General features: G+C 61.3%; 19 protein-coding genes. 7 read left to right on the top strand and 12 right to left on the bottom strand.

Going from position 1 to position 14,841, the window contains the following annotated elements:
• Positions 1-184 precede the first annotated feature (184 nt).
• The 5 genes from GQ59_RS01955 to GQ59_RS01940 all read right to left on the bottom strand — a co-directional run bounded on the left by GQ59_RS01955 (position 185) and on the right by GQ59_RS01940 (position 3,803).
• Positions 185-970: a class I SAM-dependent methyltransferase gene (locus tag GQ59_RS01955; protein WP_037076836.1), complete on the bottom strand. Its 786-nt coding sequence runs from the start codon at positions 968-970 to the stop codon at positions 185-187.
• Positions 971-1,207: 237 nt separating this feature from the next.
• Entirely contained in the window at positions 1,208-1,516 is a 309-nt protein-coding gene (locus GQ59_RS01950; protein ID WP_037076832.1) for a DUF1127 domain-containing protein, read from the bottom strand.
• Positions 1,517-1,622: 106 nt separating this feature from the next.
• Positions 1,623-1,784, bottom strand: coding sequence for a hypothetical protein (locus tag GQ59_RS32625; RefSeq protein WP_167336288.1), 162 nt, complete (start codon positions 1,782-1,784; stop codon positions 1,623-1,625).
• A 91-nt stretch (positions 1,785-1,875) separates the two neighbouring features.
• On the bottom strand, positions 1,876-2,709 hold the full coding sequence (locus GQ59_RS01945; protein ID WP_037076830.1) for a helix-turn-helix domain-containing protein: 834 nt from the start codon (positions 2,707-2,709) through the stop codon (positions 1,876-1,878).
• 71 nt (positions 2,710-2,780) lie between these two features.
• Positions 2,781-3,803: an RluA family pseudouridine synthase gene (locus GQ59_RS01940; protein WP_037076828.1), complete on the bottom strand. Its 1,023-nt coding sequence runs from the start codon at positions 3,801-3,803 to the stop codon at positions 2,781-2,783.
• Between the two features lie 45 nt (positions 3,804-3,848).
• Here GQ59_RS01940 and GQ59_RS01935 point away from each other — a divergent pair, with 45 nt between their 5' ends.
• Together GQ59_RS01935 and GQ59_RS01930 are read left to right on the top strand one after the other, a co-directional pair.
• Positions 3,849-4,235 (top strand): hypothetical protein, encoded by a 387-nt coding sequence (locus GQ59_RS01935; RefSeq protein WP_037076826.1) that lies wholly within the window; start codon positions 3,849-3,851, stop codon positions 4,233-4,235.
• Complete coding sequence (locus GQ59_RS01930) at positions 4,235-5,056, top strand: TrmH family RNA methyltransferase (protein WP_037076823.1); 822 nt, start codon at positions 4,235-4,237, stop codon at positions 5,054-5,056. The genes GQ59_RS01935 and GQ59_RS01930 overlap by 1 nt, the downstream gene beginning before the upstream one ends.
• A gap of 4 nt (positions 5,057-5,060) precedes the next feature.
• On the opposite strand, the gene GQ59_RS01925 is transcribed toward GQ59_RS01930, so the two are convergent.
• Positions 5,061-6,266 carry a coiled-coil domain-containing protein gene (locus GQ59_RS01925; protein ID WP_037076821.1) on the bottom strand — a complete coding sequence of 402 codons (1,206 nt, stop codon included), beginning with the start codon at positions 6,264-6,266 and terminating at the stop codon, positions 5,061-5,063.
• Between the two features lie 158 nt (positions 6,267-6,424).
• The gene (locus GQ59_RS01920) at positions 6,425-7,027 is read right to left on the bottom strand and encodes a DUF1134 domain-containing protein (protein ID WP_370649327.1); all 603 of its coding nucleotides are present in this window, start codon (positions 7,025-7,027) and stop codon (positions 6,425-6,427) included.
• Positions 7,028-7,211: 184 nt separating this feature from the next.
• Between GQ59_RS01920 and chpT the strand changes: the two genes are divergently transcribed.
• Both chpT and GQ59_RS01910 read left to right on the top strand, forming a co-directional pair.
• Entirely contained in the window at positions 7,212-7,859 is a 648-nt protein-coding gene (chpT, locus tag GQ59_RS01915; protein ID WP_037076818.1) for a histidine phosphotransferase ChpT, read from the top strand.
• A gap of 104 nt (positions 7,860-7,963) precedes the next feature.
• Positions 7,964-8,326: a response regulator gene (locus tag GQ59_RS01910; protein WP_037076816.1), complete on the top strand. Its 363-nt coding sequence runs from the start codon at positions 7,964-7,966 to the stop codon at positions 8,324-8,326.
• Positions 8,327-8,469: 143 nt separating this feature from the next.
• On the opposite strand, the gene ctrA is transcribed toward GQ59_RS01910, so the two are convergent.
• The gene (gene ctrA, locus GQ59_RS01905; RefSeq protein ID WP_007769464.1) at positions 8,470-9,168 is read right to left on the bottom strand and encodes a response regulator transcription factor CtrA; all 699 of its coding nucleotides are present in this window, start codon (positions 9,166-9,168) and stop codon (positions 8,470-8,472) included.
• Positions 9,169-9,591: 423 nt separating this feature from the next.
• Between ctrA and GQ59_RS01900 the strand changes: the two genes are divergently transcribed.
• On the top strand, positions 9,592-9,942 hold the full coding sequence (locus tag GQ59_RS01900; protein ID WP_037076814.1) for a hypothetical protein: 351 nt from the start codon (positions 9,592-9,594) through the stop codon (positions 9,940-9,942).
• 120 nt (positions 9,943-10,062) lie between these two features.
• On the opposite strand, the gene GQ59_RS01895 is transcribed toward GQ59_RS01900, so the two are convergent.
• The gene (locus GQ59_RS01895; protein ID WP_037076811.1) at positions 10,063-10,341 is read right to left on the bottom strand and encodes a GNAT family N-acetyltransferase; all 279 of its coding nucleotides are present in this window, start codon (positions 10,339-10,341) and stop codon (positions 10,063-10,065) included.
• Positions 10,342-10,448: 107 nt separating this feature from the next.
• Between GQ59_RS01895 and GQ59_RS01890 the strand changes: the two genes are divergently transcribed.
• Positions 10,449-10,901, top strand: a complete 453-nt coding sequence (locus GQ59_RS01890; RefSeq protein ID WP_037076809.1) for a paraquat-inducible protein A — start codon at positions 10,449-10,451, stop codon at positions 10,899-10,901.
• A 91-nt stretch (positions 10,902-10,992) separates the two neighbouring features.
• Here the strand turns inward: GQ59_RS01890 and sciP are convergent, their stop codons facing one another.
• The 3 genes from sciP to GQ59_RS01875 all read right to left on the bottom strand — a co-directional run bounded on the left by sciP (position 10,993) and on the right by GQ59_RS01875 (position 13,348).
• Positions 10,993-11,268, bottom strand: coding sequence for a CtrA inhibitor SciP (gene sciP / locus GQ59_RS01885; RefSeq protein ID WP_007769470.1), 276 nt, complete (start codon positions 11,266-11,268; stop codon positions 10,993-10,995).
• 194 nt (positions 11,269-11,462) lie between these two features.
• Positions 11,463-12,119, bottom strand: a complete 657-nt coding sequence (locus GQ59_RS01880) for a sugar transferase (protein WP_432762564.1) — start codon at positions 12,117-12,119, stop codon at positions 11,463-11,465.
• Positions 12,120-12,316: 197 nt separating this feature from the next.
• Positions 12,317-13,348 carry a DUF2793 domain-containing protein gene (locus GQ59_RS01875; protein WP_037076804.1) on the bottom strand — a complete coding sequence of 344 codons (1,032 nt, stop codon included), beginning with the start codon at positions 13,346-13,348 and terminating at the stop codon, positions 12,317-12,319.
• Positions 13,349-13,585: 237 nt separating this feature from the next.
• On the opposite strand from GQ59_RS01875, the gene GQ59_RS01870 reads away from it, so the two are divergent.
• Positions 13,586-14,836, top strand: a complete 1,251-nt coding sequence (locus tag GQ59_RS01870; RefSeq protein ID WP_037076800.1) for a sarcosine oxidase subunit beta family protein — start codon at positions 13,586-13,588, stop codon at positions 14,834-14,836.
• Positions 14,837-14,841: the final 5 nt, after the last annotated feature.

The raw sequence follows: 14,841 nt of genomic DNA, 5'->3' as shown, positions 1-14,841 counted from the left end.
TGGACAGCCAACGACCTCAACGATTGCAAGGCTGGCGGATATTCGGTCCATGCAGCCGTGCAATCGGAAATAGAGCAAATCCGACTGGCTTTCACAAGACAGCGAAAAGGTTAAGGGCCGCACGGAGTTGTCCCGTTACGAGGGCGAACCGCAAGCCTTTCAGTAGCTCCGTAGAGGACAGTGCCTACCGGTATACGCGTTCCGAAAAGGCCCGCATGCCCGACCGTACCATCAGTTCATACACCATGCGCCGGCTCATCGGATTGTGCAATCGCGCCACTTGCGAGCCGAGGAATTCCGTTTCCACATGGTCGAAGGCAAGGAGGTCCGGGGCCTCGGCGATCGCCCTCATATAGAATTCGTGGAACTCCTTGCGGCAGACGTAGGTCTTGTACTTGGTCATGCAGAAGGTCGAGAACGTGTCCTTGCGCTCCCGCAGGAAGTCCGCGACACCGACGGTCACTTCCGGCCAGGCCGGATTGAACGTATCGTCGAAGGCAATGATGCCGTGGTCGGCCAGCGTGTCCGTCGCGAGCCGGCTGTCGGCCGCGATATGTTGCAGCGTATGGCCACCGTCGATGCTGAAGAAGCGGGTGCGGCCGACCTTGCTGGTAATCTCGTCAGCCTGCATCAGGGTGCTGTCGCCCCTGAGGATCAACTCCTCGTCCACGTCCAAACCCAGCCGCCGGCCATTGGCGAGGAACTGGCCGTATTGCGTCGGCGCCCCGTCCGACACCCGGCCGATATCGAAGAGATCGATCGCCAGGATCTTGTCCTCGCCGTTATTGACCTTCTTCAGAAGGAAATAGGAGCGCCCGTAGAAGACGCCGATCTCGGCAATGCCCCCATCCAACCCATTATTCTTTTGTGCCTGCAGAAGAGACAGGAAAACCAGCGCGTCGGGTGGGTCGATATAGCCCTCGATCGTCTGCAGGTCATGAAAGATGAACTTCCGGAGGCTTGAATTCATATCTTGCGCGTCCCTAAGTCTTCTATTTGTCGTGGGACTGGCAAATACATCGCGCACGATGCACAGCTTGTCCCAGATGTTTATTTTAGCGGTGCGGATATTTATTTTGCACTGCAGCAATAGGGACAAATAAAGCAAAACTTTGACGGAGCTTTGACTTGTGGATAGTCGGGACGATTCCGACCATGATTCGGATTTATTTCGGCATGTCTTTGCCTTGCCTATTTCTACAGGGTTTCAAGGGCATTTGCGTTCCAGCCCGTGCGCGTTGCCGAGGCGGTAGCGGCTGACTTCGCCATAGGCTTGGCTGCGCGAAACGCCGACATCCTTCAATTGATCATCGGTCAGCTCGAGCAGCGCCAGCCGGTTCCGGTGCTGGCGAAGTTTTGTGGCGACGACGGCGATCAGGTGGCGCAGAAGTGATGTCTCGACGGTTGCCGCATCGTCGGTTTCTGCTGGCTTGGCCGCCGCCACCGGCAACAGATCCAAGACAAGGTGGTAGCGTTCCGATGCGCGGTCAAAGACCGCCCGGTTCTTGTTCTTCATGATCTTTCTCCTGAAAGGAAAGGGTGCCGGCGATCCGCGGCCGGCGTTCAGGAGGCGGGCGGCTGCCGCCCGCCTCGATGTCGGTTGTTGGGGTGTCGGCTGACGTCTACTTGCTGGCCGCCTGGGCCGAGCGGGTTGCGACTTCCGCTTCCCGCAGTGCTTCGGCGCATTCCTCGCAGCAGACCTCGACCGTCTTGCCGCCGATCTTCACCGCGATCCGGGTCGAATCGAGTTCGCAGTCGCAGGCGGCGCAGGTGTTCTCTTTCATGGTGCCTTCTCCCGATGTGGACGTTACGAGAGAAGAAAAGCATTTTGGCAGAGTCTTCCGCTGTCAGAATCTTTAGCGACTTTGCGCCCTGCTATCTCAGCCCCGCAAATCTCTGGAATTCCGCCGGCGTGCGGCCATAGGCCTGGCGGAAAGCGGAGGAGAAGTGGCTGTGGCTCGAAAAGCCGAGTTCCAGCCCAAGGTCGGTCAGGTCGTCATAGCTGCCGAGCAGATCGAGCGCTCGCGCCAGCCGCAGGCGAAGCTGGTAGCGGTAGAGCGGGGTGCCCTCCACCTGCTGGAAGACCTGGGTCAGGTAGACCGGCGAGACGCCGGTTTCTCCGGCGATCTCGGCCAGCGTCCAGCGGCGCGCGAGATCGGAGGAGAGGGCGAGCTTGGCGCGATCCACCAGCTTCTGACGTCCGGCGCTGGCGGTCGCTGCGCGGGCGGTGCGCACGCCGACGGAGCGGCGCACCAGCGTCATGGCCAATGTTTCCGCCTCCAGCGTCTCGGCGGCGCCGCGCATCAGGCTGTGGCGCAGCAGCGCTACCAGCGCCTGGGCGCGTTCGTCGATCCTGAGACGCTGCTTGTTGAAGACGAAGCGCGATCCCTTGGGATTGCGGTGCTCGGCCGGGACCAGTTCCTCCAGCATCGCTTGGGGCACGTCCATGCTCAGGCAGGAATCTCCGCCTTCGACCGGATGGCTGATCTGGTAGGCCTCGTCGCAGTTGAAGAACAGGACCTGATTGGCCTCCGCCACCGTGTCGTCACCGCCGACATGGCGCATGAAGACGCCGCGATAGGGGAAGACGAGGCTCGTCGCATGCGAGCATTCCTCGCCGCTGCGATGCCGGCACTCGCCGCCGCACACGACGTCGCGGACCTGGATCAGGTCGGTGTCGAGGAGCTTTCTGACGGCGAGCTGGCTCATGGAGGACCTTGGAATGCCTCGTGAATGTCGTGGAGTCATATACTCTTCGACGACGCCTCAGACCACCCGTTTCATGCCTTCAGCGCTTCGATCAGCTCTGCCATGTCCTCCGGCATAGGTGCTTCGAATTCCATCACTTCGCCAGTGCGGGGATGCTCGAAGGCGAGCAGGAAGGCGTGCAGCGCCTGGCGCGGAAAGCGGTTGACGACGCCCTTGGCGAAGTCCGGCAGCAGGTTTGCCTTGGTTTTGAAGCCGGCCGAATAATCCTGGTCGCCGATCAGCGGGTGGCCGATATGGGCCATGTGGACGCGGATCTGGTGGGTACGGCCCGTTTCCAGCCGGCATTCGATCAGCGCGGCAAGCGCTGTGGCATCCGGCTTTTCGTGGAAACGTTCGATCACTTGGTAATGGGTGATGGCCTCGCGGGCGTCGCTGCTGTCTTCCTTCTGCACGGCGCGCTTGGTGCGGTCACCGGCACGGCCGAGCGGCGCGTCGATCGTGCCCTTGAGCCCACGCGGGCGGCCCCAGACGACCGCCTGATAGGCCCGCTCCAGGGGCCCCGAGCGGCCGTGGTCGGCGAACTGGTCGGCAAGGTGGCGGTGGGCGATGTCGTTCTTGGCGGCGACCATGACACCGCTCGTATCCTTGTCGAGCCGGTGAACGATGCCGGGGCGCTTGACGCCGCCGATGCCCGAAAGGCTCGCGCCGCAATGATGGATCAGCGCATTGACCAGCGTGCCGGTCCAGTTGCCGGCGCCCGGATGCACGACCAGGCCGGCGGGCTTGGCGATGACGATCAGGTCGTTATCCTCGTAGAGAACCTCAAGCGGGATATCCTCGCCCTTGGGCTCCGGATCCTCGGGTTCCGGAAGATCGATCTCGACGGTGTCGCCGGCATTGATCTTCTTCTTCGGCTCGGTGACCGGCTTGCCGTTGAGGCTGACGGCGCCCTGTTCGATCAGCGCCTTGATCCGGTTTCGCGAAAACTCGCCGTCCAGCACCGAGGTCAGCCAGGCATCCAGCCGTCCTTCGGCCTCGTCGGAGGCGGTGAGGACTTTCCTTGCACGCTCGGCTTCTTTAAAGGGATCGTTCATTCAATCATTCCGATAGCATTCGACAAGAACAAGGACGCCGCCCTCATGCCCCAACCCGAGATCGAGGAACAGGAAGAGCCGCTTGATCCGGCAATGGAGAAAATCCGCCGGAAGATGGTGCTTCTGATACTCGTTTCGGGCGGGATCTTGTTCGTCTGCTTTATGGCGGTCCTTGGCGCCATTGTCTACAAGGTCACGCAGCGGCCTGCCACGCCCGGGACGATCGCTTCGACTGGCGGGTTCTCGGTGCCCGCCGGCCAGCCGCTTGCTGCAACCGCCGAACTGCCTGCCGGCTTCGTGGTGCAGGGCGTATCCCTCTCCGGCAGCCAGATCCTATTCTACGGGCTGCTGACCGGCGACCAGAAGGTCCTTATCTACGATATCGCCGCCGGCCGCATCGTCGCCGATGTGACGGTGGCGATACCGCAATAATGGCGCCGATTCGCATCGATGACGCGGAGGATCCGCGGATCGCCGAGTTCCGGTCGATCCGCGAGCGGGACCTTACAGGGCGGGAAGGGCGGTTCATCGCGGAAGGGACCGTGGTGCTCAGGATGCTTGCCGCGGCGCATGGTTCCGGCGGCGATTTTCTGACCGAGAAGATCCTGCTGCTCGAAAACCGGGTTGCGGGGCTTTCCGAGATCCTCGCCAGCTTTCCGGCAGATATTCCGGTCTATGTCGCTTCGGCCGCGGTGCTCGATCAGATCGCCGGTTTCCACCTGCATCGCGGCGTGCTGGCGCTTGGCCGCCGCCGGCAGGAGAGGACGGCTTCCGAACTGATCGCGGCGCTGCCCGAAAAGGCGCTGGTGGTCGCGGCCTTCGGCATTTCCAATCACGACAATATCGGCTCGATCTTCCGCAATGCTGCCGCCTTCGGTGCCGATGCGGTACTGCTCGATGAGAGCTGCTGCGATCCGCTCTATCGCAAGTCCCTGCGCGTCTCGGTCGGAGCGGTGCTGTCGGTGCCTTATGCGCGACACGGCAGCATGTCGGACATCCTGGCGGGGCTGATGGAGAGCGGTTTTGCGGTGTGGGGGCTCTCGCCTACGGGTTCGGTGGAAATCCGGGATGTGCCGCCTTCCGAGCGTATGGTGCTGATCACCGGCACGGAAGGCGAGGGGCTGCCGGCTGAGGTGCTAACCCGCATCCAGTCGGCGCGGATCGCCCAGGCGCCCGGCCTCGACAGCCTCAACGCGGCGACGGCGACCGGCATCGCGCTCTACGAGATCGCCATGGCTCAAGGCAGGTTATAGAGTCTCAGGTGTTGGCGTCCCGCGCGGTCGCGAGCGTCTTCTTCGACCTTGCGGCCAGGCTCTCCCGGTTGCCGTTTCCGGATTTGCCGGACAGGATCTTGTGGATCGGCGATGACGACCCTTCGGACTCTGCCGTCATGGCCACCATGCTCGCGGCTATGGAGGCCAGCTCCTGGCGAATGGCCTCGTCGCTGCCGCCGCCCTTCTGCAGGCGTTCGGAGAGCGCTGCTGCCCGGTTACGGGCGTCTTCAGCCATTCTGGCCACGACGGGATCGACGTCCGGCTGCCCGGAAACCCGGGCTTGTCTCGGAGGCGGAGCATGCGGAATTTCGCGCAGGTTGATGTCCTCCGGGGTGATCTTCTTTCTCGGAGTCGCTTTTATGACAGGGCGGACAGCCGTGGACTCGCGAAGGGCGCGACTGGAATCCCGCGCTTCGGCACTGGCGCCTTTCAGCTTGTCCCGCAGTCGTCCGATCTCGGCGAGCCGGCGCTCCAGCGCCGTCTCCCTGTCGGCACGGTCGGCGATTTCCTTGGCAAGCTTGTCCTCGAGCCGCTGGACGCGATGCTCTTCCTGGGCAAGCCGTGCCTCGGCGTCCTTGGCGCGGGCGGTCTGCAGCCGGACGTCGTTGCGCAGGGTATCCCGTTCGTCACGCAAGGCGGTGACGCGGAATTTGAGGTTCTCGACCTCCGTGTCGCGGGTGGAAAGATCGATCCGGAAATTGTCGGCGTCCGCGATCATCAGAAGCTGGCGCTGCTGCAGCTTCTCGATCTCCAGATCCTTGGCGGCAACGGTTTCCTCGGCGGTTTCGAGCGCCGCCTTCAACTGCTGGATATAGCTGTCTTCCTGGCGCAGGCGCGAACGGGCCTCCGCAGCCTCGACATCCATGGTGTCGATCTGGGCGCGCAGGTCGGTAATCTCGGACAGCAACTGCGTGGCTTCCTCGGCCAGCCTGTCGCTCTTGATCTGCAGTGCGACCGCCTTGTCCCGTTCCTGCACGAGTTCCTGCTTGGTGCGGGCATTCTCGGCCGCATAGACGGCGCGGGCCATGTCCCGCTGGGCGCGGACTTCCTGCGGGCTGATCGGCAGCGTCGCCTTGATGCGGTTTTCGGTGTAGCGCACGATGCGATTGTGGACCGCCGGTGCAACCAGCATCACCGCAAGCGCGGCGCTCAGGAAACCCAAGCCGAACAGAAGAGCAAACTGGATCACGATGAGGCCGTTTCGCGGTCAGGATGGGAATGCGCAGGCTGTTTAAGCATGGTCACATTCAACCGGCAAGCGCCCTTCAGGCAGAAGGCCGGATTACCGGCCGCTGTGGTGCAAAACATGAATTCCCCTCTGTTGTCCGGAGAGGACAATGGCGATTTTCAGAAAGGGTTCCAGGTCGGCGACTGGGTGAGCTTCAGATAACCGACGTTGATGCCGAGGCGAGCACCGAGGCCGGTGCGAATCGGCACGAGAATCATGTTGTTGTTGCGCAGCACCGTCATTCCGACGCCGGCGACCACGAAGGCGGAGCCCGACACCCCGCCGAAGCGGGCATAGAGGCTGTTCACCGAGGGAAGATCGTAGACCAGCATCATCGCCCGGGTGCCTTGGCCGCCGTAGTCGATGCCGAGCGAAGGACCCTGCCAGAAGACCGGGTGCTGGCCGGCATTCTTCGTATAGAGCTCGCCCTCGCCATAGGTCAGGCCGGCGATGAACGCGCCCGAGCCTTCCTGGCCAAGGATATAGCCGTTCGGCAGGCCGTATTGCGAAAAGGCGTTTTCCACAACCTTGGCAAGGCCGCCGCTGGTGGAGCCGAAGAAGCCGTGGCCGGCATCGACGATTTCCTGGGCGGAATATTGGTTGGAGCCCTGCTGGGCGGATGCCGGGCCTGCGAAGACCGCCACGGCTGCGATCACGGCAAACACCGTCGCTGCGAAACGGGCGAGGGCGGAAGGGGTGTGGATGCGCATTGTCAGATCCATGATTGTATCATCCAGGGGCACGCCTTTTGCATCATGCTTAAGGCCCGGCCATTTTGAAGCCATGATCTTAATAATCGGTTTACCAAATATGGTGTCATTATGGCCAGGAACGTTGCTACACCCTCGCGCAACCTTCAGATGGCAAGGCGAATACGGGGGGAGCATTCCCAAACAGGAGACCTACATGCCGAAGAATCCGAATCTTACCCTTGCCGGGCCAGATCTCGCGGCACTTCTGTGCAGCCGTGTCTGCCATGACGTGATCTCCCCGGTCGGCGCGATCAACAACGGCCTCGAGCTTCTCGACGAAGGTGCGGCCGACGGCGACGCGCTCGATCTTATCCGCACCTCGGCCCTGAACGCTTCCGTACGCCTCAAGTTCGCGCGGCTCGCCTTCGGTGCCTCCGGCTCGGTCGGCGCCTCGATCGATACGGGCGAGGCCGAGAAGGCCGCCAAGGATTTCGCCATCGCCGAAAAGAAGACCGAGGTCACCTGGAACGGCCCGCGGGCGATCATCGCCAAGAACCGCGTCAAGCTGCTCCTCAACCTCTTCCTGGTCGCCTATGCCGGCATTCCCCGCGGCGGCTCCATCGATGTGACGCTGGAAAATCCGGAATACGACGCGAAATTCATCCTCACTATCAAGGGACGGATGATGCGCGTTCCGGCCAAGTTCGTCGAGATCGCCAGCGGTACTCTCGATGAGCCGATCGATGCTCATTCGATCCAGCCCTATTACACGGTGCTGCTCGCGGAAGAGTCCGGCATGGAACTGAGCCATGTGGTTTCTGAAGACAAGATCGTTTTCATTGCCGAGACCGTGGCCGCTTGAGACGATCTGCGGTTGTTTGGCACCGAAGGGTAACCATTCATTAGTGCCATCCCCTTAATGATAGATGCTCGGGACCAGAGCGGGTTCAGCGTCAGGGGGATACGATGCAGCGTTTAATGATTGCCGACGGATCGGACATCGTACGCACGGTCGGAAAGCGAATCCTGTCGGAACTGGGCTTCCTCGTGGTCGAGGCCGGCACTGCGCGAGAGGCGGCCACGCGCTGCAATGCCGAGCTTCCCAATTTCCTGATCGTCGACGCAGCTCTGGAAGGTGCGCTTGAACTCATCGGCACCATCCGGGCGATGCCGAACGGCAAGAGCATCCGCATCTTCTATTGCGTTATCGAAGCGGACCTGAAGAAGATGATGGCCGGCAAGCGCGCCGGTGCGGACGATTTCCTGCTGAAGCCGTTCGATCGCAAGATCCTGACTTCGGTCTTCTCGGCCCTGGCGCAGGCCGCCTGATTCTCAAAGCCATACATCCACTCGACTGGCGGCAGCCTGCATGATTGCCGGCTCGCGTTTCGTTTTGGATCCGCAGGCGGATCAAAACAAAACGTCCGCCTGGCAAACCAGGCGGACGTTTCGAAAGGGGATTTTCAGGCGGCTCAGGCGGTTTCGGCGTATTCCGCCTCCGGTTCGCGCAGCACATAGCCGCGGCCCCAGACGGTTTCGATATAGTTTGCGCCGCCGGCGGCATTGGCGAGCTTCTTGCGCAGCTTGCAGATGAAGACGTCGATGATCTTCAGTTCCGGCTCGTCCATACCGCCGTAAAGGTGGTTCAGGAACATTTCCTTGGTGAGCGTGGTACCCTTGCGGAGCGAGAGGAGCTCCAGCATCTGGTATTCCTTGCCCGTCAGGTGAACGCGCTGGCCGCCGACTTCGACAGTCTTGGCGTCGAGGTTGACGATCAGTTCGCCGGTGACGATGATCGACTGTGCGTGACCCTTGGAACGGCGGACGATCGCATGGATGCGAGCGACCAGCTCATCCTTGTGGAAGGGCTTGGTCATGTAGTCGTCGGCGCCGAAGCCGAGACCACGGACCTTGTCCTCGATACCGGCCATGCCGGACAGGATGAGGATCGGTGTTTTGACCTTCGAAAGCCTCAGAGTGCGAAGCACTTCATAACCCGACATGTCGGGCAGGTTAAGGTCGAGGAGAATGATGTCATAGTCGTAGAGCTTGCCGAGGTCGACGCCTTCCTCACCGAGGTCGGTCGTATAGACGTTGAAGCTTTCCGATTTCAGCATTAGCTCGATGCTCTGGGCAGTCGCGCTGTCATCTTCGATGAGTAGAACCCGCATATTTTTCCCCTTTACCGCCGCGTAAGGTATCTTTGCCCCCTTACTCGATACGGATCCAGACTGAGCCTGATTTGGAAGCTGCCACTAAATGGTTAACAAATTATGATTCAACCTGGCAAGGTTCATGATTTCGTTAAGCAAGATTAGTAGCAACCTGTTTTCCCTTCAAGTTTGGCCATCACCAGGATTGAATCCGCGGATGAGGAAATTCCGCTAAGTGATTCATTCGACTCAGACATTGTCGCGGCCAATTTAGGCCCTGGCATTTACCGACCCTTAAACGATCCGGTTTATCATTAATGATGCCCGTAAACGAAAGGTTAACGCGAGCCTTAATTTATTAACGCCGCGAGAATTTTTTGATCCTGAGTGTACCAATCCGGATACACGGGCCTGGGTCTCGCTATCCACGGAGTATTGCGTATGAAGTCGCGTGACAGCATGGTTCGCCTGAAAAGCTTTCAGGTCACCGAAAAGCGCCGTCAACTGCAGCAATTGCAGATGATGATGGCCGAATTCGAGAGAATGTCTAAAGAACTCGAGCATCAGATCACTCTGGAAGAGAAGAAATCCGGGATTACCGACCGGAATCACTTCGCTTATCCGACCTTCGCAAAGGCGGCCCGCCAGCGCGCGGACAATCTTCAGGTCTCGATTCGCGAACTGAAGGTCCAGGAGGAAAACGCCGAACTGGCGCTCGAGGAAGCGGAAGCAGAATTCGCCAAGGCTTCGGCGCTCGAAGAGCGCGATGGCGGCATGCGCGCCCGGGCTTAACAAAGTCGGGCGGCATCAACGACGGAAATGTCATAATCTGGGGCGGTGCCGCGGTGCCGGGCCCCATTTCCGTATTTTTGGTACTCGTTAACGATTGTGATTCGGGCTCGGCATCCCGTGTTAACGAAGGATATCCTGCCAGTCGGGGTGGCGTTCCGCTTGGGCCTTGAAGAATGGGCAGAGCGGGATGATCTTCCAGCCGCCCCTGCGGGCTTCTTCGACCGCATGCAGCGCGAGCGCCTGACCCACGCCCTTGCCACGAAGCGCATCCGGAACCCCGGTGTGATCGACGATGACAAGTTCCGGGGATGCACGCGAATAGGTCATCTCGGCATAATGACCTTCGACCTCGGCCACATAACGACCGCCCGACCGTGTCTCTTCCAAAGTAATATTCATGATTGTCCCGCTTTTGTCCGTTCGCCGATGGTGTAATACGGGGAGGGCCGAAGGGAAATAGCCCGGCCCGCCCCATCAGGGGTGACACATCGTCAACGGAGAAAACGATGAACTGGCTGCGGCCGCTTCTTCTCGCGCTGGCCGCGATCTTTCTTGCGCTCGGGCTCTTTTTGCCGATCATCCGTTTCGAGCGGCTCTATTTCTTCAGCGAAACGCCGTCTCTGCTGGAGCTGGTCCCGGTGCTTTTCCGGGAGGGAGATCTGGCGCTGTCGCTGGTGGTCGGGTTGTTTTCGATCGTTTTTCCGATCGTCAAGCTGGCCGGGCTGGCGGTGCAGCTTTCCGGACGGGCGGCGGAAGCAGGATTTTTCCGCCGCGCCATGCCGCATCTTTCGAAATGGTCGATGATGGACGTGATGCTGGTGGCGATCGTGGTATTTGCGGCAAAGAGCAGCGGCCTGGCTGTTGCGGTCTCGCAGCCGGGCCTCTGGTTCTACGCCGCTTCAGCCGTTATCGCCGGGCTTCTGCCATCGCTGTCCCGGATCGGACCCGGGCAGAATTGAGCCGTCTTTCAGAAACCGAAAGGTGCCGTTGCGATCGTTGCAGCGGCACCTTTGGGTTTCCGGTGCGGGCTCGAGGCCCGCGAATTCGGCGTCAGTGACGATATTGCTGGATGCGTGTGGTGCGCAGACCCGCCAGGCCGTGGTCATTGATGGAGGACTGCCAGGACAGGAATTCCTCGACGGTAAGCGTGTAACGCTCGCAGGCTTCTTCCAAGCTCAACAGGCCGCCGCGAACCGCGGCTACCACCTCTGCCTTTCGCCGGATGACCCAGCGGCGCGTATTGGCCGGCGGCAGGTCGGCGATCGTCAAGGGGCTGCCATCGGGGCCGATGACATATTTAACTCGGGGACGTATCAATTCGGTCATTGGACTCTCTACACAACGCAAGACCACGTCGGTGAGCCTAGCTGCCCAGTTTTAATATTTGACTAAACAGGCAGCAGCATTTGTTCCCACTGTGGCAACAATCGCGCTGCGTGTAGGAAGGCAGCGCGAAAAGCGTTCACTTGTCGAGGAAAAGACGGCGTTTCGGCGACCGGCGGTCGTTCGAGAGCGGCCTGTCAGAAGCCTTTGCCGCCCCGAAATTCGGCGAGCAGGGTGCCCAGCATGATACGCAGATCGAGGAAAACAGAGAAATTGTCGATGTAATAGAGGTCGCATGCGATACGGGCGCGCGCCTTGCCCGGGCGGTCCGTCGGTCCGCGAAGACCGCGCATCTGGGCCAGGCCGGTCATGCCCGGCCGCATCGAATGGCGGTGATGGTAATCCGCAACCAGGCACTCGTAGGGGATGCCGGCCGCCAGCATGTCGATCGCGTGACAGCGCGGGCCGACCAGCGACATGTCGCCTTTCAGGACATTCAGCAACTGCGGCAGTTCGTCGATATTGGCCTTGCGGATGAGGGCGCCGACGCGGGTGACGCGCGGATCGTCCCTGACCGTCTGGGCTATCCCCCGGGCATCGCCGAGATTGGTGCGCATCGAACGGAACTTGTAGACCCGGAACCTGCGACCGTCCTTGCCCCAGCGTATCTGGGTGAAGAGCGCCGGCCCGTCGCTGTCGATGCGGATCGCCAGCGCCACGAGCAGCATCAGAGGCAGGAGCAGGATCAGGGCCGAAAGCGAGACGCCGATGTCGATCGCCCGCTTTGCCGCGAGCTGCGTTCGAAGGCTGCCACCGGATTTACGGGGTAGCCCCGAATGGCGGATGAGGATCAGCGGCGGCTCTATGCGCCGCCAGCCGCTCGACCCGTCGGCGGTGTCGTCATGCAGATCAGGAACACTCAAAACCAGCCACCCCACCCAACGCCCGGCGCCCTGAGGGCGACAGTGGCTCTTAATAGAATACCTCCAATCCGGAGTCACCACCCAAGTTAACCGTCCGTTAAGTATGAATATAATTTTAGAGATTGCTGTTATTGCAGCATCGCCAAAGATAACTCTGTTTTTCCGGCGCCCAGCTCCAGTTGCGCCGTTCCTGTATGCCCGAGCGTCAGGTAATCCCCGGTGGAAAAGGAAAAAATTCCCGTTGCGGACTGCATTTGTGCTCCACCGGCGGCGCCATGCATCAGAATTAGTGTCTGCGTTGCATTGAGCACCAGGCTGGTGGCATGGCCGGACGAGGAGAGCACCGCGAGATTGAGGGCGACGAGGTACAGGCCGTCGGCCGGCACCACGACCCGATTGCCGCCGCCGCCGACCGCAGCGCCCAGCGAAAAGCCGCCCCGATCGAGGGCAAGCGTGGTGAAGCCGCTCTGCTGGCCGGCCGTCGGGGTGATACTCGTGCCGATGCGGTAAGCGCGAACGGCCGGCTGGTTGGGTTGCGAGACACGGCCGCTGGGGGAGATCGACAGCCCGGTGTTCCATGTCGTCCCGTCGCTGACCTTGACGGAGAACTCGGTGCTGCCGGCCAGGCCCATTTCCGCATAACCCGTCCAGTTCGACTGGAAGAGCAGCGAGGCCGTGTCGGTCGATGCTGCCTTGTTGACCTTGATCTGGTGGCCGTTACCGGCGTGGCTGAACAGGCTTGCCGGCGAGGCGAGCGTGAGCCGGTTGGTGCTGTCGGGCGTCGCGTTGATACCGAGTTCGTCGACGTGGCCGCTGGCGGGCAGGGGGATGTCCTGCCAGAGCGCGCCCGAAAACACTTTGAGCTTCTCGGAAGCGGCGAACCAGGCGCGCCAGCCGACGCCTGGGGTCAGGAATGCCCAGTAGCCGTCCTGCCAGGAAGCGATACGCCCCGTCTTGCCGGTCCAGGCGCCGGTCGCCCCAGTCGATACCAGGTAACAGGCGCCTTCCTCGGGTGCGCCGGGCGGGTTTGCGAGTTCCGCGACGATCGTCAGATGCACCAGCGCGTCGAGCCGCAGCAGCGCCTCGTTGTGGGTCACGTGTTTCTGCGCCTGCGAAGGCAGGATGAAGGGCATGTTCAGATTTGCGGTCGTATCGGCCATGACTGTCTCCGTTCGGTCGCCAAGAGTCTAAGGCCTACGGCGGAAACGGGGAGGCCGAAGCGGTCAAGCCCTTGAAAAACCTGAGACGGCCCTTGAGAAACATGCCCGCTTCGATGCGCCGTGCCTTTGACGCAACGCCTGGGCGTTTCGTCGCATGCAGGCTTTTCGATGTCCTGATTGCGCTTGTCCTTTGTCTCGCATATGCGAATGTGAGCGCGGCGAGAGACAGGGAAAAGCATGCGTTATTCGGCCTATTCGATCTTCAAGCAAGCGCTGTCCGGCAACCGGATGTGGAAGCCGGCCTGGCGCGAACCGCAGCCGAAGCCGCATTACGACGTGATCATCGTCGGCGGCGGCGGGCACGGGCTGGCGACCGCCTATTACCTTGCCAAGGAATTCGGCATCACCAATGTCGCGGTGCTCGAAAAGGGCTATCTCGGGTCGGGCAATGTCGGGCGCAACACGACGATCATCCGCTCCAACTACCTGCTTGAAGGCAACAACCCGTTCTACGAATTTTCGCTGAAGCTCTGGGAAGGGCTGGAGCGGGATTTCAACTACAACGCCATGGTCTCCCAGCGTGGCATGCTCAACCTCTTTCATTCCGACGGCCAGCGGGACGCCTATGCCCGCAAGGGTAACGGCATGCGCCTGCATGGCGTCGATGCCGAACTGCTCGATCGTGAGCAGGTGCGCCGGAAAGCGCCCTATCTCAATTTCGACCACGCCCGTTTCCCGATCATGGGGGCGCTCTACCAGAAGCGAGCCGGTACCGTGCGGCACGATGCGGTCGCCTGGGGTTACGGCCGTGGGGCGGACGCCCGCGGCGTCGATCTGATCCAGCATTGCGAGGTGACCGGCATCCGCCGCGAGAACGGTCTCGTAGTGGGTGTGGAGACGACCAGGGGCTTCATCGGCTGCAACAAGCTGGCGCTCGCCGCTGCCGGCAATACGAGCACCGTCGGGCGGATGGCCGATCTGGAACTGCCGATCGAATCGCATGTGCTGCAGGCCTTCGTCTCGGAAGGGCTGAAGCCGGTTGTCGACCATGTGATCACCTATGGCGCCGGCCATTTCTACATATCGCAGTCGGACAAGGGCGGGCTGGTGTTCGGCGCCGAGATCGACTTCTATTCCTCCTATGCGCAGCGCGGCAATCTGGCGACCGTCGAGCACACGATGGAGGAGGGAGTGTCGCTGATCCCTGGCCTGTCGCGGGCGAAAGTGCTCAGAAGCTGGGGCGGGGTCATGGACATGTCGATGGATGGATCCCCGATCATCGACCGCACGCCGATCGACAATCTCTATTTGAACTGCGGCTGGTGTTACGGCGGCTTCAAGGCGACGCCGGCCTCCGGTTTCTGTTTCGCCCACCTGATCGCCAAAAACGAGACGCATCACGTCTCGCGCTTCATGCGGCTCGACCGGTTCGAGCGCGGTTACACGATCGACGAAGCGGGCCGCGGCCCCCAGCCGAACCTCCACTGAGCAAG

It is taken from the genome of Neorhizobium vignae (genome assembly GCF_000732195.1).
GTDB lineage: Bacteria > Pseudomonadota > Alphaproteobacteria > Rhizobiales > Rhizobiaceae > Neorhizobium > Neorhizobium vignae.
This window is presented reverse-complemented; position numbering and strand designations above follow the sequence as displayed.